At 67.8% G+C, this 19,520-nt stretch carries 21 protein-coding genes; 12 read left to right on the top strand and 9 right to left on the bottom strand.

Annotated elements, in window-relative coordinates:
- Positions 1-206 precede the first annotated feature (206 nt).
- The 5 genes from ACOEQ2_RS01990 (at position 207) to ACOEQ2_RS01970 (ending at position 5,168) form a co-directional block, all read left to right on the top strand.
- Positions 207-2,243, top strand: coding sequence for a prolyl oligopeptidase family serine peptidase (locus ACOEQ2_RS01990; protein ID WP_419729723.1), 2,037 nt, complete (start codon positions 207-209; stop codon positions 2,241-2,243).
- A gap of 166 nt (positions 2,244-2,409) precedes the next feature.
- A complete protein-coding gene (locus ACOEQ2_RS01985) occupies positions 2,410-3,705 on the top strand; it encodes an MFS transporter (protein WP_419729722.1) in 1,296 nt (431 codons plus the stop codon).
- Between the two features lie 65 nt (positions 3,706-3,770).
- Positions 3,771-3,914 (top strand): hypothetical protein, encoded by a 144-nt coding sequence (locus ACOEQ2_RS01980; RefSeq protein WP_419729721.1) that lies wholly within the window; start codon positions 3,771-3,773, stop codon positions 3,912-3,914.
- Between the two features lie 22 nt (positions 3,915-3,936).
- Entirely contained in the window at positions 3,937-4,398 is a 462-nt protein-coding gene (locus tag ACOEQ2_RS01975) for a DUF427 domain-containing protein (protein WP_419729720.1), read from the top strand.
- Positions 4,399-4,409: 11 nt separating this feature from the next.
- Positions 4,410-5,168 (top strand): SDR family NAD(P)-dependent oxidoreductase, encoded by a 759-nt coding sequence (locus tag ACOEQ2_RS01970; protein WP_419729719.1) that lies wholly within the window; start codon positions 4,410-4,412, stop codon positions 5,166-5,168.
- Between the two features lie 5 nt (positions 5,169-5,173).
- On the opposite strand, the gene ACOEQ2_RS01965 is transcribed toward ACOEQ2_RS01970, so the two are convergent.
- Positions 5,174-5,812 (bottom strand): DUF1345 domain-containing protein, encoded by a 639-nt coding sequence (locus ACOEQ2_RS01965; RefSeq protein ID WP_419729718.1) that lies wholly within the window; start codon positions 5,810-5,812, stop codon positions 5,174-5,176.
- Between the two features lie 233 nt (positions 5,813-6,045).
- Between ACOEQ2_RS01965 and ACOEQ2_RS01960 the strand changes: the two genes are divergently transcribed.
- The 3 genes from ACOEQ2_RS01960 to trhA all read left to right on the top strand — a co-directional run bounded on the left by ACOEQ2_RS01960 (position 6,046) and on the right by trhA (position 7,291).
- On the top strand, positions 6,046-6,252 hold the full coding sequence (locus tag ACOEQ2_RS01960; RefSeq protein WP_171835915.1) for a cold-shock protein: 207 nt from the start codon (positions 6,046-6,048) through the stop codon (positions 6,250-6,252).
- Positions 6,253-6,304: 52 nt separating this feature from the next.
- Positions 6,305-6,502, top strand: coding sequence for a hypothetical protein (locus ACOEQ2_RS01955; RefSeq protein ID WP_419729717.1), 198 nt, complete (start codon positions 6,305-6,307; stop codon positions 6,500-6,502).
- Between the two features lie 135 nt (positions 6,503-6,637).
- Positions 6,638-7,291, top strand: coding sequence for a PAQR family membrane homeostasis protein TrhA (gene trhA, locus ACOEQ2_RS01950; RefSeq protein ID WP_419729716.1), 654 nt, complete (start codon positions 6,638-6,640; stop codon positions 7,289-7,291).
- Between the two features lie 51 nt (positions 7,292-7,342).
- Here the strand turns inward: trhA and ACOEQ2_RS01945 are convergent, their stop codons facing one another.
- The 4 genes from ACOEQ2_RS01945 to ACOEQ2_RS01930 all read right to left on the bottom strand — a co-directional run bounded on the left by ACOEQ2_RS01945 (position 7,343) and on the right by ACOEQ2_RS01930 (position 10,617).
- Entirely contained in the window at positions 7,343-8,140 is a 798-nt protein-coding gene (locus ACOEQ2_RS01945) for a molybdopterin-dependent oxidoreductase (protein WP_419729715.1), read from the bottom strand.
- Positions 8,137-8,793 carry a cytochrome b/b6 domain-containing protein gene (locus ACOEQ2_RS01940; protein WP_419729714.1) on the bottom strand — a complete coding sequence of 219 codons (657 nt, stop codon included), beginning with the start codon at positions 8,791-8,793 and terminating at the stop codon, positions 8,137-8,139. Before ACOEQ2_RS01940 ends, ACOEQ2_RS01945 begins: the two co-directional genes overlap by 4 nt.
- A gap of 57 nt (positions 8,794-8,850) precedes the next feature.
- Complete coding sequence (locus ACOEQ2_RS01935; protein WP_419729713.1) at positions 8,851-9,459, bottom strand: DUF5666 domain-containing protein; 609 nt, start codon at positions 9,457-9,459, stop codon at positions 8,851-8,853.
- 111 nt (positions 9,460-9,570) lie between these two features.
- Entirely contained in the window at positions 9,571-10,617 is a 1,047-nt protein-coding gene (locus ACOEQ2_RS01930) for a sulfotransferase domain-containing protein (protein WP_419729712.1), read from the bottom strand.
- 270 nt (positions 10,618-10,887) lie between these two features.
- Between ACOEQ2_RS01930 and ACOEQ2_RS01925 the strand changes: the two genes are divergently transcribed.
- Positions 10,888-11,019 (top strand): hypothetical protein, encoded by a 132-nt coding sequence (locus ACOEQ2_RS01925; protein ID WP_419729711.1) that lies wholly within the window; start codon positions 10,888-10,890, stop codon positions 11,017-11,019.
- Between the two features lie 797 nt (positions 11,020-11,816).
- Here the strand turns inward: ACOEQ2_RS01925 and ACOEQ2_RS01920 are convergent.
- Genes ACOEQ2_RS01920 through ACOEQ2_RS01910 form a run of 3 tightly spaced genes read right to left on the bottom strand, consistent with a single transcriptional unit; the run spans position 11,817 to position 15,311 of the window.
- Positions 11,817-12,536 (bottom strand): ribonuclease activity regulator RraA, encoded by a 720-nt coding sequence (locus ACOEQ2_RS01920; RefSeq protein ID WP_419729710.1) that lies wholly within the window; start codon positions 12,534-12,536, stop codon positions 11,817-11,819.
- A gap of 17 nt (positions 12,537-12,553) precedes the next feature.
- Positions 12,554-14,320 (bottom strand): L-arabinonate dehydratase, encoded by a 1,767-nt coding sequence (gene araD / locus ACOEQ2_RS01915; protein WP_419731108.1) that lies wholly within the window; start codon positions 14,318-14,320, stop codon positions 12,554-12,556.
- 58 nt (positions 14,321-14,378) lie between these two features.
- Complete coding sequence (locus tag ACOEQ2_RS01910) at positions 14,379-15,311, bottom strand: SMP-30/gluconolactonase/LRE family protein (RefSeq protein ID WP_419729709.1); 933 nt, start codon at positions 15,309-15,311, stop codon at positions 14,379-14,381.
- Between the two features lie 90 nt (positions 15,312-15,401).
- On the opposite strand from ACOEQ2_RS01910, the gene ACOEQ2_RS01905 reads away from it, so the two are divergent.
- Positions 15,402-16,349: a dihydrodipicolinate synthase family protein gene (locus ACOEQ2_RS01905; RefSeq protein WP_419729708.1), complete on the top strand. Its 948-nt coding sequence runs from the start codon at positions 15,402-15,404 to the stop codon at positions 16,347-16,349.
- 26 nt (positions 16,350-16,375) lie between these two features.
- Here the strand turns inward: ACOEQ2_RS01905 and ACOEQ2_RS01900 are convergent, their stop codons facing one another.
- On the bottom strand, positions 16,376-17,143 hold the full coding sequence (locus ACOEQ2_RS01900; protein WP_419729707.1) for a FadR/GntR family transcriptional regulator: 768 nt from the start codon (positions 17,141-17,143) through the stop codon (positions 16,376-16,378).
- Between the two features lie 137 nt (positions 17,144-17,280).
- Here ACOEQ2_RS01900 and ACOEQ2_RS01895 point away from each other — a divergent pair, with 137 nt between their 5' ends.
- Both ACOEQ2_RS01895 and ACOEQ2_RS01890 read left to right on the top strand, forming a co-directional pair.
- Positions 17,281-18,129 (top strand): NAD-dependent epimerase/dehydratase family protein, encoded by an 849-nt coding sequence (locus ACOEQ2_RS01895; protein ID WP_419729706.1) that lies wholly within the window; start codon positions 17,281-17,283, stop codon positions 18,127-18,129.
- Between the two features lie 69 nt (positions 18,130-18,198).
- Positions 18,199-19,515, top strand: a complete 1,317-nt coding sequence (locus ACOEQ2_RS01890; RefSeq protein ID WP_419729705.1) for an MFS transporter — start codon at positions 18,199-18,201, stop codon at positions 19,513-19,515.
- Positions 19,516-19,520: the final 5 nt, after the last annotated feature.

The raw sequence follows: 19,520 nt of genomic DNA, 5'->3' as shown, positions 1-19,520 counted from the left end.
GTCCTGTTGCGCGAAAGGCCGCCCTGCGCCAGCCGCCAGATCGATGCGCCATGATCGCTTGATCCTGGGGACCCGACACAGCCTGCTCGACCAGCCGCACGGTCGCCTGCGATCGCTTTCCGGCCCTTGCGAATATCCGCCCTCCCGGTAAACCCGGATCGGCTCCGATCGGCAGGCGGGTCTCGTCTCGGGTCGAAGGAGCTGTCTTGGCTGGAATACGGAACGTAGCTCTGCGCGGACTTTTCGCCCTGGCGGTGACCGCGACCGTTGCTCCAGCCGCGAGTGCGGCCGACACGCCGGCCCTCCCGCCGCTGCTCCAGCATGCGTTCAGCGCGGTGTCGCTGTCACCGGACGGCCGCCGGCTCGCCGACATCGAGACGGACGATCCCGCGGATCCCTCGGTCCAGGAAACCATGCGGCTGGTCATCCGCGACACGGCCAGCGGCGCCAGGACGGTCGTGGCGCTGCCGTGCGGCGACGTGCCCGATTGCAAGCCGGGCCAGCCGGTCTGGCGCCCGGACGGGCAGGGCCTGGTGTTCCTGTTGCAGGACAAGACGAAACCCACGCATCCGGCTCAGGCCACCTCCGCGACCGGCCCGGCGCCAACGCCCGGGTGGCGTATCGAGGCTGTCGACGCGGACGGGTCGCATCCGCGCCTGCTGCTGGCCTTCGCCGGCACCCTCGACAGGCCGCGTTTCGCCCCGGATGGCCGCCTCGCCGTGCTCGCCATCGCCGACGCGCACAAGGAGATCGGCGCGGCCTCCGCGGCAGCCGCCCTGAGCGGCGAGATCGGCGCGCACGAGGACGAGCAGCGGATCGGCATCCTGAACGGCACGTCGCTCGAGCTGGTCTCGCCGCCGGACCTGTTCGTCTATGAGTATGAGTGGAGCCGGGACGGGCGCGGGTTCGTCGGCACCGCAGCGCCCGGCGACGGCGACCAGAACTGGTACGTGGCGAAACTGCTCGCCTTCCCGGCGGCGGGCGGCACACCGCGCGTGCTGTTCGCACCCCGGTCGTACCAGCAGCAGATCGCGGATCCCGTGGTCTCGCCGGATGGCCGCAACGTCGCGTTCATCGTCGGCGTGATGAGCGATTTCGGCTCGACCGGCGGCGACGTCTGGAGCGCTCCGCTCGATGGCGGGACCGCCGCCCGGAACCTGACCGCCGGCAGCCGACGCAGCTTCGCCGGGCTGAACTGGTCGTGTGGGCCGTCCCTGCTGGCGAGCGACATCGAGGGACCGCGCACCGGCCTCGTCCGTCTCGACGCAACCGGCCACGAGACCAGCGTCTGGTCCGACGAGGCGCGCCTGAGCAGCGAGGGCTACAACCCGTCCGTCGCATGTGCCGGCGACACCACCGCCGGCATCGTGACGACGATGACCCGGCCGGCGGTGCTGGTGGCGGGTCCGGTCGGCCAGTGGCACCCGATCAGCCACGAGAACGACCACGTCGTCGCGCGCTGGACCGCCCGCAGCGTGTCGTGGAGCGATGGCGGCGTCACTCCCAGCGGCTGGCTGCTGCAACCGCTGCATCCTGGCCCCGGCCGGCGCCCGATGGTGGTCGAGGTGCATGGCGGTCCGTCCGCGGCAGCGATGCCGAACTTCCCGCGTCGCGGCTTCCCGCTCGACATGCTGGCTGCCGGCTATGACCTGTTCATGCCCAACCCGCGCGGCTCGTTCGGCGAGGGCGAGGCGTTCGCGGCGGCCGACGTGCGCGATCTCGGCGCCGGACCGTTGCGCGACATCCTGGCCGGGGTCGATGCGGTGGAGAAGCTGGCGCCGATCGACGATCACCGGCTCGGCCTGTTCGGCTACAGCTATGGCGGCTACATGGCGCTGTGGGCCGCGACCCAGACCGACCGCTTCAAGGCGATCGCGTCGGGTGCCGGCATCTCCGACTGGATCTCGCTGGACGGCTCGACCGGCGTCGAGAAGGCGGACCTCGCCCTGTTCGGTGCACCGTCGTACGCCGCCTTGCAGCTTTATCTGTCGCAGTCGCCGATCGCGCATGTCCGCTCGGTGCACACGCCGGTATTCCTGTTCGGCGGCGACCATGACGACGAATGCCCGATCGGGCAGAGCCTGGAGTTCTGGCACGACCTGCGCGATCTCGGCCGTCCGACCCAGTTCGTCGTCTATCCGGGACAGGGTCACGGGATGCAGGACGCGCATGACCTGAACGACGCGACCCGCCGCACCGTCGCCTGGTTCGACCATTACGTCGGTGCCGGGGGCGGGAAATAGCCGGTTCGTGCATGGCGCGGGACGTCCGGGCGGCGGCCTTTTCTTGCGCCGATGCTTCCCCGGGGGTGATTGAGTATCGATCGGAACGCCGAAGCGACACATGATCGCGCGGCAAGACATCGTGTCTCACCCGTCATCAAGAACGGGGGTCTGATCGGAGGAAACAATGGATACAGGACTGAGCGGCCGGCTCGATGCCGAGAGTGGTGGCGGATCGATCGTGCGGGTGATCACCGCGGCGGTGTTCGGCAATGCGCTGGAGTGGTACGACTTCACGATCTATGCATTCCTCGCCCCGATCATCGGGCGGCATTTCTTTCCGAAATCCACCGACACCGTGGCGCTGCTGGCAACCTTCGCGGTGTTCGGCGTCGGCTTTGCTGCGCGACCGCTCGGCGGCGTGCTGATCGGCGTCGTTGGCGACCGGCTCGGCCGCAAGCCCGCGTTGCTGCTGACGATCATGCTGATGGCCGTGGGCACCGCGGTGATCGGGCTGCTGCCGGGCTTTGCCAGCATCGGAATCGCGGCACCCGTGCTGCTGGTCCTCGCACGCGCGTTCCAGGGCTTCTCGGCCGGGGGCGAGTGGGGAAGTTCGGCCTCCTTCCTGGCGGAATGGGCACCGGCTGCGAAACGCGGGCTGATCGGCAGCTGCCATACCGGAAGCATCATCGGCGGCCAGCTCGTCGGCACCGGCGTCGCTGCGTCGCTGACCACCCTGCTGGGGTCGGCCACCATGGAGAGCTGGGGATGGCGGGTGCCGTTCCTGCTCGGTGCGCTGATCGGCCCGCTCGGCCTGCTCGCACGCCGCCGGATCGACGAGACCCCGGTGTTCCGCGAGGCGGCCCGGGTCGAGGCGCTGACCGGCCCGGTGACCCGGATGCCGGTGCGCACGATGCTGTTCGCGTTCTGCTTCGTGGCCGTGCAGTCCGCCGCGATCTACGTGTATCTCTCCTATTTCCCGACCTTCCTGCAGCGCAATCTGGGCTGGACCGCCGGCCTGTCGCTCTGGTCGACGGCAATCGCCACGCTCGCCACCGGCGCCTCGGTGGTGGCATCGGGCTACGTCTCCGACAAGATCGGCCGCAAGCCGCCGTTGCTGTTCAGCTGCCTCTGCCTGCTGCTGCTGTCCTATCCGCTGGTCTGGCTGATGCTGCACGAACATTCGGTGGCGCTGACGATCGCAGCGCAGATTGTGCTGGGCTCCAACTGCGGCATCTTCATCGGCACCATGACCGTCGCCCTGGTGGAGATGTTCCCGACCCGTCGGCGGCTCACCGGGCTGAACACCTCCTACAACCTCGCCTCGATGGTGTTCGGAGGGTTCGCGCCGTTCATCGCGACCTGGCTGATCTCGCGCACCGGGCAGCCGATCGCGGTGACCTACTACGTCATCCTCGCGGCCCTGGTGTCGCTGCCTGCCTTGCTGATGTTCCGCGAAACCGCCGGCCGGCCACTCGATTGACCGGGAGCCCGGCGGCTTGATCGCCCCGCGGATCACCGTCACCCTGAGCCGGCCGAGGAGCTGCCATGGTCAAGAGAATGCTCACGATCACCGTGTTCGCCTGCGCCCTCGGGCTGGCAGGGTGCGTGTCGCCGGACGGGCAGGGCGGGACTGGTGGCAGGGTCAGCGGGGCCTATGTCAGTGGCAGTGGTGGATACCTCACGCACTGAGCGACCCGCAGGGAGATCGAGCATGGAAGATGTCTGGAGCTACCCACGGCCGCCGGCCCTGCAGCCGGTGGCGGCCGAAATCCGCATCGACTTCGCCGGTCACACCATAGCGCGCACCCTGGCCGGCTACCGCGTGCTGGAGACGTCGCATCCGCCGGTCTATTACCTGCCCGCGGACTGCTTCACCGACTGCGTACTGGAGCCTGCGACAGGGGGCAGCTTCTGCGAATGGAAGGGCCAGGCGCGCTACTGGAGCATCCGGGTGGGCGATCGGGTGGCCCCCCGCGTGGCCTGGAGCTACCCGGAGCCGACGGCCGCCTTCGAGGCGATCCGCGATCATCTGGCGGTGTATGCCGGGCCGATGGATGCCTGCTTCGTCGGCGAGGAGCAGGTGACGCCGCAACCGGGCGGCTTCTATGGCGGCTGGGTCACCTCGGATCTGCAGGGACCGTTCAAGGGCGGTCCCGGCAGCATGGGCTGGTAGCGGCAGCCGGGATGCGCAGTCTGGGCACGGGCGGCGCCGCGGTGGTGGTCGGTGCGTCCGGCGGGATCGGCGGCGCGCTGGTGGCGGCATTGCTGGCAGATCCCGGCATCGCCCGGGTGGTGGCACTGTCCCGCTCCGGGGACCCGCCCGCAGGTGCAGCGGAATCCGGGGCTCGCCTCACGTGCGGCACGATCGACGTGACCGACCCGGAGAGCATCGCCCTCGCTGCGGACCGGCTTGCGCGGGATCTCGGGGGAGTGCCGCTGCGGCTGGCGATCGTGGCGACCGGCGCGCTGCACGGTGATGGAATGAGCCCCGAGAAGAGCTACCGGGCGCTCGACGCCGACGCGCTGATGCAGAGCTACCGGATCAATGCGGTCGGGCCGGCGCTGGTCGCGCGTGCGATGCTGCCGCTGCTGGCCTCGCCCGGCCGGAGTGTGTTCGCGGCGTTGTCGGCGCGGGTCGGCAGCATCGGCGACAACCGCGCCGGTGGCTGGCACGCCTACCGCGCGTCGAAGGCGGCGCTCAACATGATCCTGCGCAACCTGGCGATCGAGGTCGCGCGTCGGACGCCGGAAACGCTGTGCGTGGGGCTGCATCCCGGTACCGTGGATACCGGCCTGAGCCGTCCGTTCCAGCGCGGTGTCGCGCCCGGCCATCTGTTCACGGCGGCGGAGTCGGCGGGGAAGCTGCTGGCGGTGTTGGACGGTCTCGAGGCGTCCGACAGCGGCTCGGTGCTCGACTGGGACGGCAAGACCGTGCCGCCCTGACTCGGTCAGCTGGCCAGTGAGGCGGCGATGTTCACACCCAATGCGATGATCGCGGTGTTGAACAGGTAAGACACCAGCGAGTGCGCCAGCACCAGTTTCCGCATCGACGCCGACTGGGTCATGACGTCGCTGACTTGGCTCGCCACCGCCATGCAGAACGAGAAATACAGGAACTCGGACATGTTCGGGCGGTCGTTGCCCGGGAATTGCAGCCCGCCGCGGCGCCAGAATTCGTGCGCGTAGTGGGTGGCGAAGATCGTGTGGATGAAGAACCAGGAGAGCAGCACGGTCAGCCCGGCCAGGCCGTCGAGGGAGGCTGCGTGGGCCTTGCCGTGGGTTTGTGCCAGCTCCATCACGATCGCGCCGAGCGAGGCGAGGGCCGCCACGATGGTACTCATCAGGATGCCCCAGCGACCCTCGTCGAGTTCGTCGGCAACCTGGCGCAGGCGGTCCGGGGTGGTGCGCGACATCACCACCGTGAACACCAGGCCGTAGGCGACGACGCCGACATCCCAGCCGATCAGGCAGGCGGTGATCGGCCGGAAGTCGAACATCAGGCCGGCGACCAGGATGGTGAGGAGGGCGACGCCGAGGCCGGTCAGCAGCGATGGGCGGTAGCGCAGGTGGTGGATGAAATTGGGCATGGGATCCTGTGGCAGCGGCGGCGCCGGTCGGGGTGATGGGTGCCGATCGCGGGACCGGGCGAGTTGGCGATTGTAATTCGCCGGGTTCGGCGTATGTTTAGCCCATCGGCTGTCTTTTCGGCCGGGAAGATACGATCCCTACGTAGTAACGCACGTCGAATTCAAAGTCTCCCAATCGGAAAGTGGAGCGGTCCGCAGCGTCGCGGATTGCAGGCCTATCAAGGAGACTTGCGATGTCAACAGGCACAGTGAAGTGGTTCAACAGCCAGAAGGGCTATGGATTCATCCAGCCCGACGATGGTTCGAAGGACATCTTCGTGCACATCTCGGCCGTTGAGCGTGCGGGCCTGACCGGCCTGAACGAGGGCCAGAAGATCAGCTACGAGCTCGAGCGTGGCCAGCAGGGCAAGGTCTCTGCCGGAAACCTCCAGGCGAGCTGATTTCGCTGGACAAGACGGCCCCGCGCGAGTGGGGCCGTCGAAAGGACATTCTATGACAGTGCCGAAGTTCGGGATCGGCGATCGAGTCTCGTTCGTTCCCGGCAAATACGACAACAACATCACCCGCGGCGTCTATACCGTGGTCCGGGCGATGCCAGTGACGAACCAGGGCTACCAGTATCGGGTCAAGAGCCTTCGCGACAGCCATGAGCGGGTGATCGACGAAGTGCAGCTCGCTTCTGCGTCCTGATGGGCCGTTCCGGGCAAAATTCCGGTTCTGTCGCCTGACCGTCAGGCAGGCATGACGTCGTCCGACGGAGCGGCGGTATCCGGAGACGGTCCGGTCCGCCCCCCGCGGCCCCGGTGGCGGTTCGCCCACCATCCCATGATCTTCCCGACGTATCGACGCGACGAGCTCGCGGCCGATCAGGTGGTCCATGTCGTCGGCCTGGTTTCGGCGTCGGCCGGCCTTGCCTGGCTTCTCGCGCGCTCCCTGCCGGAAACCGACCGTGCCGGGGCCTTGGCGCTGCTGGTCTATGCGATCGGCCTGCTGTGCATGCTGGGTGCGTCGGCCGCCTATAATCTCTGGCCGCCGGGACGCCGGAAGTCTGCGCTCTGCCTGATCGACCGGTCGATGATCTTCGTGATGATCGCCGGCACCTACACACCCTTCGTCCTGCACGCGCTGCCGGCGCGGCTGGGCGTGCCGCTGTTCATCGTCATCTGGACCCTGGCCCTCATCGGCGTGGCGCTGACGCTGACCTGGTTCGAGCGCTTCCAGCGTGTGTCGCTGTGGCTCTATCTCTGCATGGGCTGGATCCTGGTTTCGGTGCTGCCTTCGCTATACGGCATCCTCTCTGCTCCGGTGCTGGCGCTGCTGCTCGGGGGCGGCGCGATCTACTCGGTCGGCACGGTATTCCACAGCTGGGAGCGGCTGCGCTTCCACAACGCCATCTGGCATCTGCTGGTGCTGGTGGCGGCGCTGGTGCACATGGCCGCGGTCATGCTGATCTTCACGCCGGGCGCCAGCATCGGCTAGAGCATCATCCGATCGATCTTGCTTATCGACCGGAAAAAGCTCTGGCCGCAGCTAACTTCCACTGAACCAGTTGTAGCCTTGGTCCTCCCAGTAGCCGCCAGGATACTGGTTGGTGACGAACACCGCGGCGATGAATTTCGGGTTCTTGAAGCCGAGCTTGGTCGGGATGCGCAGCCGCATCGGGTATCCGTATACCGTCGGCAGCTCCTCGCCACCGTAATCCAGCGTCATGATGGTCTGCGGGTGCAGCGCCGTCGCCATGTCGATCGAGGAATAATACCGGTCGGAGCACTTGAACCCGACATAGCGGGCCGTGGTGTCGGCGCCGATCTGCTTCAGGAACATGTGGAACGGCACGCCGCTCCACTGGCCGATGGCGCTCCAGCCCTCGACGCAGATCAGCCGGGTGATCTGGCTCTCCTGCGGCATCGCGCGCAGCCGGGGCAGCGTCCAGGGCGTCTTGTCGGCGACCAGTCCGGACACCTCGAGTTTCCAGCTGTCGCCGTCGATGTCGGGCGCGTTGTCGATCGGGTAGAAGGCGTTGAACGGGAACGGCTTGGTGATCCGGCTGGCGGCATAGGTCGGCGCCAGCGTGGTCCTGCTGAACAGCAGCGCCTGCACCCGGTCGTTGAAGCGCGACATCGCCAGCAGCACGCGATCGACCGCGTCGCCGTCCGCCAGGTTGCATCCCGACAGCATGGTCAGGGCGCCGAGCGACAGGCCCTGGCGCAGGAACGAGCGTCGCTCGATCCGCTCCAGCCGTGGGCGCAACGTCTCTAGCAACGCCCGCCGGCTGGCCCTGGCTTCCGGCGAGCGATCCTCCATTGGCGGGTTTGCGGGGTCGGTCATCGATCGAGCTCCACGGGCGAGGCGGCGATGCGGGCGCGTCCGGTGATCATGGCGGGCAGAGTGCTCGGCACCACCGCCACCAGCGCCAGATGCACCACCACGAACAGCACGATCCCGGTCATCGCGAAGAAATGGATCCAGCGCAGCGTGCCGTAGCCGCCGAGAGCCGCGTCGACCAGTTGCAGCTGCACCGGCTTCCAGATGCCGAGCCCGGACACCACCACGACGACACCCAGGGCCAGCACGCCGACATAGAGCAACCGCTGCACCGCGTTGTAGGTGCCGAGCTTGTGTTTCAGACGGAAGGTCAGCGCCTGGCCGAGATCATGCCCGATGGCGCGCGGCGTCAGCGGCAGGAACGAGCGTCGGAAGTGCCGGGCGATCAGGCCGTAGCCGAAATACAGCAGCCCGTTGGCGACCAGCAGCCACATCGCCGCCAGGTGCCAGGCAATGCCGCCGCCGAGCCAGCCGCCGAGCGTTGCCCAGGCGGGAAAGCGGAAGGGGATCAGCGGCGAGGCGTTGTAGATCTGCCAGCCGCTCATCACCATCATCACGATGGCGACCGCGTTCACCCAGTGGGTGAGGCGCACCACCAGGGGATGGACGACCATCAGCTTCGGACCTGATGGCTGCATGGTCGTCTCGATGGTCATGGTCACTCCTGAAGCGTCCGGCCGCCGGAGTATCATACGGCAGCCGGCGGGATCCGGTTACATCGGTGGGACGGTGCCGTCTTCGCCGACGATGATCCGCTTGGCGTCGACGCTGCCATCCGCCGCCTTCGGTCCGAACGCCACGACATGCGCGCCGGGCTTCAGCAGCGATGCGGCGCCGGGCTCGAGATCCACGACCGGCACGTCGTCCGGCACCATCAGCGTCTTCTGGCCGCCCTTGTAGTCGACAGTCATGTTGCGGCCGGAGGAGCCGACCACCGAGCCGATGGTGCCGTTGGTCATGGAGGAGCCCTTGCCGAGGTCCCAGCCGTAATTGCCTTCGCCGGCGCCACGCATGCTCTCGGGGAATACCGTGACCTCGAGCGCCTTCAGTGTGCCGTCCGGCTGCGGCACGGCCGCGGTGCCGATGAAGCGGCCGGCCTTGACCTCGCCGAGTGACGCCGACCGGGCGCCGATATAGCCGGTGGTGCTGCCGATCTTGAGGGTCACCGTGCCGGAGTGGTTCTTCAGCATGACGCTGTCGCCACTGACTGCGGTGATGACGCCGCGGGTGCGGGGCGGCACCTGAGCGGATGCCGGTCCGGCCGCCAGCAGAAGGCCGAAGGTCGTGGCGAGCATCGCCGTCGCGGAGTGGAGCTTGGTCATCGGGATCACGTCCTGGGATTGTCTGGGCTTCATATGGGCCGGCGATCACGACCGTCCAGCGTTGTCCTGTGCAGCCGGCGCCCCAGATCTAAACGGCAGCGCCCCCGATCGCTACGGTCTCGTCGCACCCGCGGATCCGGTAGAGCGCCGGAGCAGGCCGGTCACCTGCCTGATCAGCGACGGAGGCTCGGGATCGAGGCCAGCCGATGCCGGCGTCCGCATCCCATTGCCGGCCAGGCGCTGCTCGAACAAGGCCAGCGCGCGCGCATAGAGTGGTCGGTCGATCGTCGTCAGCGTGTCGAGCAGGGCGTCCAGTGCGGGGCTCATCGGCACGCGCTGCACCAGGACGAGCTGGTCGTCGGTGACGACCAGGCGGTCTAGCACCTGGCGCGGCTCGATCTGCGGCATCGACAGTCCGAGCGTGGCGTTCAACAGCATCCGAGAGTCCTCGAACCGCTCCATGATGCCGAAGCAGGCGAGGTCCCGCAGGGTTGCCCAGGCCTGTTCGAGGGCAGCGTCCGGATCGGCGAGGATCGGATCGTCCGGGGCGAGCAGGCGGCAGATGCTGGTCCGGGCCAGCTGGACGGTCATCGCGTTGCGGATCCTGGCATGGCGGACCACCACAGGGTGGTCGAAGAACGCCTCGGGCGACATCGAGCGCGCCAGCAGGAGCATCTCGTAGGCATCGCGATCCGGGTGCGGACGGTGCGACTTCCAGAAATAATAGAGCGACATCAGCCGCGCCTTCGGCTCGCGCAACAGGGTGAGCATGCGAAGCCGTCCCGGAATCGAGCGGCATGGGGCGACGTCGAAGTGACCGGAGAACAGGTCGTAGGCGGCGAGCTCGTTGATCGTCCAGTCGCCCAGCGTGTCATTACGCTCCGGGCAGATCCGCTCCGCAGCGAACTGGGTCGACAGCATCGCGTGCAATGTCGTCCCGCCGCATTTGGGGATGTGCAGGAACACCAGCCTGGGTGCCGCCAGGTCCAGCGAGGTATCCGGAGCGAACGTATGCGCGCGGAGCCGGTGGGTCCTGAATTCTGCCGATCGCAACAGGTGCCGTTTGAAGTCGTGCACATCGTCATGCGGGGAGCCGGCATAATGCGCACGGTTGGCCGCGATCTCGTCCGCCGAGGGCACGCGACCGAGGAGCCACATATAAGCTGCGACGATGTCGGTCTCGCTGATCAATCGGTGCCTCGACGTCTCGACCTGTGCAAAGGCATGTCGGCAAAAGCACCGTCACGCAAGCGTCATGCTTCATCGGGCGAGATGGAGGCCAACGTTTCCAGACGAAGTTGCAAATTAATTAATCAGCATCTGCACACTAGGCATGCATTTGCGTGTGTGGTCATGGCTGTCGGGCTGACCTATCTGAGCGGCCACAGGAGGTGGCTGACCTGCTTCCGAACCCTTTGGATACCCGCCATGTCGAGCACCACGACCTACACGAAGCTCCCCACGCCGCCGACGCGCGACCTGAGCTCCGTCCTCATCAATTTCGGTGCGACCATCTTCACAGTCGGCCTGGTGGCTGTCGTGTGGCTGGTGATGCGCTGATCCGGCTGCAGTCGTCGCGACGCGCCACTCCTGGAGTATTGCGCCGGTCCGCTGGTTGGACCGGCGCGATTGTGGCTTGAGTGGCGACCGGTTTGCTTGCGGCGTCAGCCGTGCCTGACAGACAATAGCGCGTCGCCATCCGTCCGGCGCATTGCTCGTGCGATCGGACCATCCTGGAGGTGAATGTCCAGGCGATGGATCACGGTCTCGTGGGGATTTTGACATAGCACCAGCCGCTCGATCGCAACTCCGGTAGTGTCGCACCGCTGGCGTGTGCTCCGGAATGTTGAACACAGGTCGCTGTCGGGCGTGCGAGAACGCCGACAGTTCAGCGCCGGAATCGAGCAGTCGCCGCAACCCGCCCGGTCGATCATGCCGAGAGCAACCTTGCCGGTTTCGAGATCCAGAGTACCGATGCACTGAGCCAGGTGTTTCCGGAAGGGCACCAGCAGTCCCCACGCGACGACCAGCGGCTTGGTTCAGCTTCCCGACACTTTCGCGACATCGGCTTGCAATGTGCCTGGGAATTTGAACACCACAATTGCCCGGGTCAGGCATCTATTCCCTTGATGCCCCAATGCGGATCGAAACACAGCTGAACCCGATTTATATATTCAATTAGTCAAAATCGGGTGGATGTCGAACTTATAGAATAGCTTTACTCCGGGATTACAGTGGTAATGTCCGGATGCCGGGATTTACGGTCTCGCTGAACTCGGGCCTGTTTCCCTGGCCGTTCTCGCGCAGCAGGTGGTGGGTGGCCGCTGGCATGTCCGGACCGCCATCGAATGCAGGCCTCAACGCAGATGGTGGTGTCGCCAGGCCCGGAACAGCTCGAGGTTGGCCTCGTCGGTTGGCGGATAGAGGCCGATGATGGTGTGTCCGGCCAGCACGCGTTCGGTCACGAAATCCTCGTAAACGGTCATCTCGGTAGCCTCCTCGGCGATCTCGTCGGCGAGGTGCGACGGAATCACGATGAGGCCGTCCGCGTCGCCGACCACGATGTCACCCGGGAACACCGGCGCATCGCCGCAGCCGATCGGCACGTCGAACTCGATCGGCTGGTGCAAGGTCAGGTTGGTCGGGGCACTCGGGCGGGCGTGGTAACTCGGCATCGCCAGGGCGGCGATCTCGGCGCTGTCGCGGAAGCCGCCGTCGGTGACCAGGCCGGCCGCGCCCCGGACCATCAGTCGCGTCGCCAGGATGCCGCCTGCCGAGGCCGCCCGCGGATCCTTGCGGCTGTCGATCACCAGCACGGCACCGGGCGGACACTGCTCGATCGCCTGGCGCTGCGGATGTCCGGGATCGCGGAACACGGTGATCGGATTGAGGTCCTCGCGCGCCGGGATGGTGCGCAGCGTGAAGGCAGGGCCGACCATCGAGAGCCCGTCCGGAGCCCGCAGCGGGCGGACGCCCTGGATGGTCTGTTGGCGCAGGCCGCGCTTGAACAGGATGGTGGCGAGCGTCGGCGTGCTGACGCGCTGCAGCCGCTCGCGGGTCTCGGTCTTGAGGGTCATGGTCTCGTCTCCGCTGATCAGTAGATCGCCGGCTCGCCGACCGGGGCGCCGAAATCGGTGCGCAGGAAGTCGAAGTCGCAGCCCTCGTTGGCCTGCTGGATGTGGCGCGTATAGACCCAGCCATAGCCGCGCTCGTAGCGGGGCTGCAGCGGCGTGTGCAGCGCGCGACGACGCTCCAGCTCGGCGTCGTCGACCTCCATGCGGATCGTGCGCGCCTCGACGTCGATGCTCACCAGGTCGTTGTCGCGCAGCAACGCCAACGGGCCGCCAACGAAGGATTCCGGGGCCACGTGCAGCACGCAGGCACCGTAGCTGGTGCCGCTCATGCGTGCGTCCGAAAGTCGCAGCATGTCGCGATGACCCTGCTTCAGCAGCGCTTTCGGCATCGGCAGCATGCCCCATTCCGGCATCCCGGGACCGCCTTGTGGCCCGGCATTGCGCAGCACCAGCACGTGGTCTGCGGTGATGTCCCAGTGTTCGTCATCGACGGCGCGTTTCAGGGCAGCGTAATCGTCGAACACCACGGCCGGGCCTGTGTGTTTCAGGAAACGCTGGTCCATCGCCGCCGGCTTGATCACGCAGCCATCCGGCGCCAGGTTGCCCGTCAGCACCGCGAGCGAGCCCTCGCCATAGATCGGCCGGTCGAGGGTGCGGATCACGTCGTCGTTGAACACGCGGGCGCCCTCGATGTTCTCGCCGAGCGTGCACCCGGTGACGGTCATGCAGTCGAGATGCAGATGGTCTGTCATCCGGCTCATCAGGCCGCGGATGCCGCCGGCGTAGAAGAAATCCTCCATCAGATACGCGTCCCCGGTCGGCCGCACGTTGGCGATCACCGGCACCCGGCGACTGGCACGCTCGAAATCCGCCAGCCCGATATCGTGGCCGGCGCGCCTGGCCATCGCGATCAGGTGGATGATGGCGTTGCTCGAGCAGCCCATCGCCATCGCCACGGCGATCGCGTTCTCGAAGGCGGGGCGGGTCTGGATGCGCGCCGGCGTCAGGTCCTCCCACACCATGTCGACGATGCGGCGGCCGGATTCCGAACACAGGCGGATGTGTCCGGCGTCCGCGGCCGGGATCGAGGAGCCGCCGGGGAGCACCATGCCGATCGCTTCCGCGATCGCCGTCATGGTGCTGGCGGTGCCCATCGTCATGCAGGTGCCGGGTGAGCGCGCGATGCCGCCCTCGACGCCGAGCCAGTCCTGGTCGGTGATCTTGCCGGCGCGCAGCTCGTCCCAGTATTTCCAGCTGTCCGAGCCGGAGCCCAATATGCGGCCCTGCCAATTGCCGCGCAGCATCGGACCTGCCGGCACGTAGATCGCGGGCACGCCGGCGCTGGTGGCGCCGAGCAGCAGGGCAGGGGTGGTCTTGTCGCAGCCGCCCATCAGCACGACGCCGTCGATCGGATGCGCGCGGATCAGCTCCTCGGCCTCCATCGCGAGCATGTTCCGGTACAACATCGATGTCGGCTTCAGGAAGGATTCCGAAAGCGACAGCGCCGGCAGTTCCACCGGGAAGCCGCCGGCCATCAGGATGCCGCGCTTCACGTCCTCGACCCGCGTCTTGAAATGGGTGTGGCAGGGCTGCAGGTCGGACCAGGTGTTGAGGATCGCGATCACCGGCCGCCCGGTCCACTCCTCCGGCGCGTAGCCCATCTGCATCGCGCGTGAGCGGTGACCGAAAGAACGCAGATCCGCCGGCCCGAACCAGCGCCGGCTGCGCAGGTCTTCGGGCGTGCGCCGTGTCGCGATCGGGCTGTCGGGGATGGGCCCTGGTTCCAGATGCGGGGGGTGCAACGTGTCGTCGGTCACGGCAATCGGATCCTTCCGGAAGCTGGGTTCAGACGGCGCCCTGGGTCGCGACGTAGAGCGAATAGACCGAGGTGCTGGCGGCCATGAACAACCGGTTCCGGTTGCGTCCGCCGAAGCAGAGGTTGGCGCAGCGCTCCGGCAGCACGATCCGCCCGATCCGGGTGCCGTCGGGCGCGAACACCATGACCCCGTCGAGCCCCTCGCCGGTGCCCCAGCCGGCCCAGATATTGCCTTCGATGTCGCAACGGATGCCGTCCGCCGCACCGCCGTCATCGCACCCGATCAGCACGCGCTTGTTGCCGAGTGTGCCTGCCTCGGACACGTCGTACGCCAGGATGCGCCGGGGCTTGGTGCGGGACTCCACGAGGTAGAGGATGCGCTCGTCGGGCGAGAAGCACAGGCCGTTCGGGCCGGAGACGTCATCCGCCACCACCGCCAGCGTGCCGTTCGCGTCCAGCCGGTACACCTGCTCGGGGATCTCGGTTTGCGCCTGGTTGCCCTCGTAATGGCCGAGGATGCCGAATGGCGGGTCGGTGAACCACACGCTGCCGTCGCTGTGCACCACGACGTCGTTCGGCGAGTTCAGCCGGCGGCTCTCGAAGCGATCGGCAAGGGTTGTGATACGGCCGTCATGCTCGGTGCGGGTCACGCGGCGGCCGCCATGCTCGCAACTGACCAGGCGCCCCATCCGGTCGCGGGTGTTGCCGTTGGCAAAGCCCGACGGTCGGCGGAACACGGTCACCGCGCCGGTCTCCTCGTCCCAGCGCATGATGCGATCGTTCGGGATGTCGCTCCAGAACAGTGCGCGCATGTCGCCGAACCACACCGGACCCTCGTGCCACCGGCCGCCGGTCGACAGCCGCTCGACCGAGGCGTTGAACAGCACCAACCGCCCGAACGCCGGATCGAGCGCCTGCACTGCCGGATCGGGATAGCGTGGGCTCGGTCGCCACTCGCTCATGGTCGATCCTCTGGCAACAGTTGTCATATGATTTGACAGGCCAATCGCGCCGGGCGCAAGAGCACGGCATCAGTTCCGGAGACCGAGCCGATGCGCACGACCCCGCTTGCGCCGAGCGACTATAGCCTGTCCGTGGTCGCCGTGCCGCCATTGCCGCTGCGGCCGGACCTGTCGATCGACGCCGATGCCAACGGCATGTTGCTGCGCCATATCGAGCAGGGCGGCGTGCGCATCGTGCTGTTCGGCGGCAATGCCAACATGTACCACATCGATCTCGGGAGGATGCGGACCCTGCTGGCGCTGCTGGCCGAGCAGACCGGACCGGAGATGTCGGTGCTGCCCTCGATCGGTCCCGATCTTGGCCGCATGCTGGACCATGCGCCGCTGCTGCGGGACGCCGGGTTCGGCCAGGCGATGGCGCTACCGGCCGGTTTCCCATCGGACCCGGCCGGCATCGAGCGCGGCCTCCGACTGGCTGTGCAGGCGACCGGGTTTCCCCTGGTGCTCTACGTCAAGCGCGAGGGCTACCTGGCGCCAGGGCAGATCGAGCGGCTGGTCCGGGACGGGGTGGTGAGCTTCGTCAAATACGCGATCGAGCGTGCTGATCCGGTGGGCGACCGAACGCTGGCCGACATCCTGGCCGCAATCGGGCCGGAGCGGGTAGCGAGCGGCATGGCCGAGACCCCGCTGCATGCGCATATCGGACAGGATGGGCTCGCGACCTGGACCTCCGGTGGCGTCTGCATCGCGCCGCAAGCCGCCATGGCGCTGCTCGCCGCCTACCGTGTCGGCGACGCGGCAGCGATCGAGCGGCTGCGGGCGCCGTTCCTGGAGTTCGAGGCCGTGCGCGTGAAGTTCGGCGGCATCCCGGTGCTGCACGAGGCCGTCACCCTGTCCGGCATTGCCGACATGGGGCCGATCCTGCCGATGCTGTCGAACCTCCGCGCGGCGCATCGGCCGGAGGTGCAGGCGGTGACGGATGGCCTGATGGCGATCGAGCGCGTCGTGACTGCCCAGGCCGGCCTGGGCAGCGCCTGAGGGCTCAGCCTGGACCCGGCCACGCCTCAGGGGTCGCGGTCGCGGTCGATCATCCGGCGGCGCGCCTGGCCGATATGGAAGCGCATCGCGGTCTCGGCCGCATCGCCGTCGCCGGTGGAGATCGCGTCCAGCACGTAGCCATGCTCCTCGACCACGGCCAGCGCGCGCTCGCGGGAACCCAGCCGTGTGAGGCTCAGCGAGACGCGCATGAAGCCGGCGAGCTGGGCGTGGATGTGCTGCAGCAGGTCGGCAAACATCTCGTTGGCGGCGGCAGCGGCGACCGCAGCGTGGAAGCGCAGATCGGACTCCTGGCCCATGCCGCCCTGCTCGAGCGCCTCCCGCCGGCAGGCCGCCTGGGCCGCCTCCAGCTGACGCAACTCGGCCGGGCCGCAGCGCTGGGCGGCCAGCCGTGCGGCGGCGGATTCCAGCGGCAGCCTGACCTCGATGCAGCGCAGGAAGCCCGATACGTGGCCGGCATCGGCAAGGTCGGTCAGCCGGTCGGACGGCCGGTGCAGCACGAAGGTTCCGGCACCTTGCCGCGCCTGCACCAGCCCGTCGGCGCCCAGACGCATCAGCGCCGCGCGGACGATCGGGCGCGATACGCCGAACATTGCCGAGATCCGCTGCTCCGACGGCAGGCGCTCGCCGGCCCGCAGCCGTCCGGATACGATCTGCTCGAGAATCTGGCCGTAGAGCTGATCGGCCAGCGGCTGCCGACGACCGGGCACCAGGGTGAAATCGCCCCCGGCTCCAGCCTCGGTGGTCTCGGACGCGGGCCCTGTCACGGTCGCCACCTCTGCTGCATCTCCCAGCGTTGCGGCGGGGGTGGCCGCTGTCAATTCCGGGCAAGCGATGGTGTTGTCATATGAATTGACCAGTATCGGGTGCGGGCGCAGTGTCCGCCTCCTGCGAGGCCGCCCGGAGACCCGCCATGACGCTCCAGTCCGATACAGCCGCGCCCGGACTGCGCGTCGCCCTGACCGGTGCGGCGGGCGCGATCGGCGTCGTGCTGCGTCCGGGCCTGATCGCCGCGGGGCACCACCTCCGCTCGCATGATCTGCGGCCACTCACGCCGCTGCAGCCTGGCGAGGCGGTGGTGCAGGGTGACCTGCGCGATCCCAGCGTGGTCGACCAGGTGCTGGCCGGCATCGATGTGGCCGTGCACATGGCCGGCACCAGTGTCGAGCGCCCGCTTGACGAGATCATCGAGAACAACCTGCGTGCCCTGGCCGCACTGTATGAGGGCGCCTGCCGTCATGGCGTGCGCCGGGTGGTGTTCGCGAGCTCCAACCACGCATTCGGCATGCATCCTGCCGGTAAGACACTGGGTCTCGAGGCGCCCTACCGCCCGGACGGGCTCTACGGGCTGAGCAAGTCGTGGGGCGAGTCCATGTCGCGGCTGTACTGGGACAAGCACGGCATCGAGGGCGTGTCGCTGCGGATCGGCAGCGCGTTGCCGGAGCCCGTCGAGGTCCGCCATCTGAGCACGTGGCTCGGCCATCGCGATCTGCTGGCGCTGGTGCGTCGTGGCATCGAGGCACCGGAGGTCGGCTGCCTGGCGGTGTGGGGCGTGTCGAACAACGCGCGGCGCTGGTGGGACAATGCCGGGTCCGAGCGGCTCGGCTACCGCCCGGTGCAGGATGCCGAGGATTACGCGGCCGCCATCGAGGCCGCGCGGACGCCGGTCGATCCGGTCGCCGCGCGATACCAGGGCGGCAGTTTCGCAAGCCACGGGCTGCAGCCGCGAACCGCGCGGGAGACCGAACCGACGCACGGCTGATCCGGCCGTACAACAATCCGAACGACGACCGGGACAACCGGCGCGCCAGGGACACGGGGAAACGAGTTGATGTCGATTACACGGGGAGAGTCTGCAGCACAGGCGCCCGCCGCATCCCAGGCCACCGCCGGCGCCGGCACAATGACACGCGTGCGCTGGGCCGTCGTCGGATTGCTGTTTGCCGCGACGGTGCTGAATTACATGGACCGCCAGGTCATCGGCATCCTCAAGCCGGTGCTGCAGCAGGATCTGCACTGGAACGACCTCGATTACGGCCACATCGTGTTCTTCTTCCAGGCGGCCTACGCGGTCGGCTACGCGGGTGCGGGCCGGCTGATCGACCTGATCGGCGTGCGCTGGGGCCTGTTCGGCGCGGTGCTGGTCTGGAGCATCGCCGCGGTGTCGCATGCGCTCGTCGCCACGGTGGGCGGCTTTGCGGCCGTGCGCATGCTGCTCGGGCTCGGCGAGGGCGGCGGCTTCCCGAGTGCGATCAAGGCGATCGGCGAGTGGTTCCCCCGACGTGACCGGGCACTCGCCACCGGGCTGTTCAACTCCGGCAGCAATATCGGCGCACTGATCACCCCGCTGCTGGTGCCGTTGCTGACGGTGCATTACGGCTGGCGCTGCGCCTTCGCGGTCACCGGTGGGCTCGGGCTGCTGTGGCTCGTGGCGTGGCTGGCGTTCTACCGGCCGCTGAACCGCAATCCGCGAGTTTCTGCCACCGAGCGTGCCTACATCGCCAGCGACACGGCCGACGCATTGCCGCCGGTGAAGGAAAGCTGGATCGGCCTGCTGCGCCACCGCGCGGTCTGGGCCTATGTGGTCGGCACTTTCCTGACCAGCCCGGTCTGGTGGTTCTACCTGTTCTGGGTGCCGGACTTCCTGCATCGCAGCCACGGGTTGAACATCAGCCAGATGGGCCTGCCGCTGGTGACGATCTACCTGATGACCGATGTCGGCAGCATCGCCGGCGGCTGGCTGTCCTCTGCGTTGATCCGCCGTGGCATGTCGCCGCTTGCCGCGCGCAAGGTCGCGTTCCTGGTGTGCGCGCTGTGCGTGGTGCCGATCTTCCTCGCCCCGATCCTGCACGGTCTGTGGCCGGCAACGTTGCTGATCGGGCTTGCCGCCGCAGCGCACCAGGGGTTCTCGGCGAACCTGTACACCATGGCGTCGGACACCAATCCGCCGAATGCGGTGGCCAGCGTGGTCGGGCTCGGCGGCATGGCGGGTGCGATCGGCGGCATGGGTGTGGCGGAGGCCGCCGGCGTGGTGTTGCAGGCGACCGGAAGCTACGTGATCCTGTTCGGGTGTGCGGCCGGCGCGTACCTGCTCGCCCTGTTGCTGATGCACCTGATCCTGCCGCGCATGCCGCGCGCGGCGGCCTGAGGAAG

It is taken from the genome of Lichenicola sp. (assembly GCF_965198575.1).
Lineage (GTDB): Bacteria > Pseudomonadota > Alphaproteobacteria > Acetobacterales > Acetobacteraceae > Lichenicola.
The sequence above is the reverse complement of the archived record's forward strand: the minus strand, read 5'-3'. Positions and strand labels throughout refer to the sequence as shown.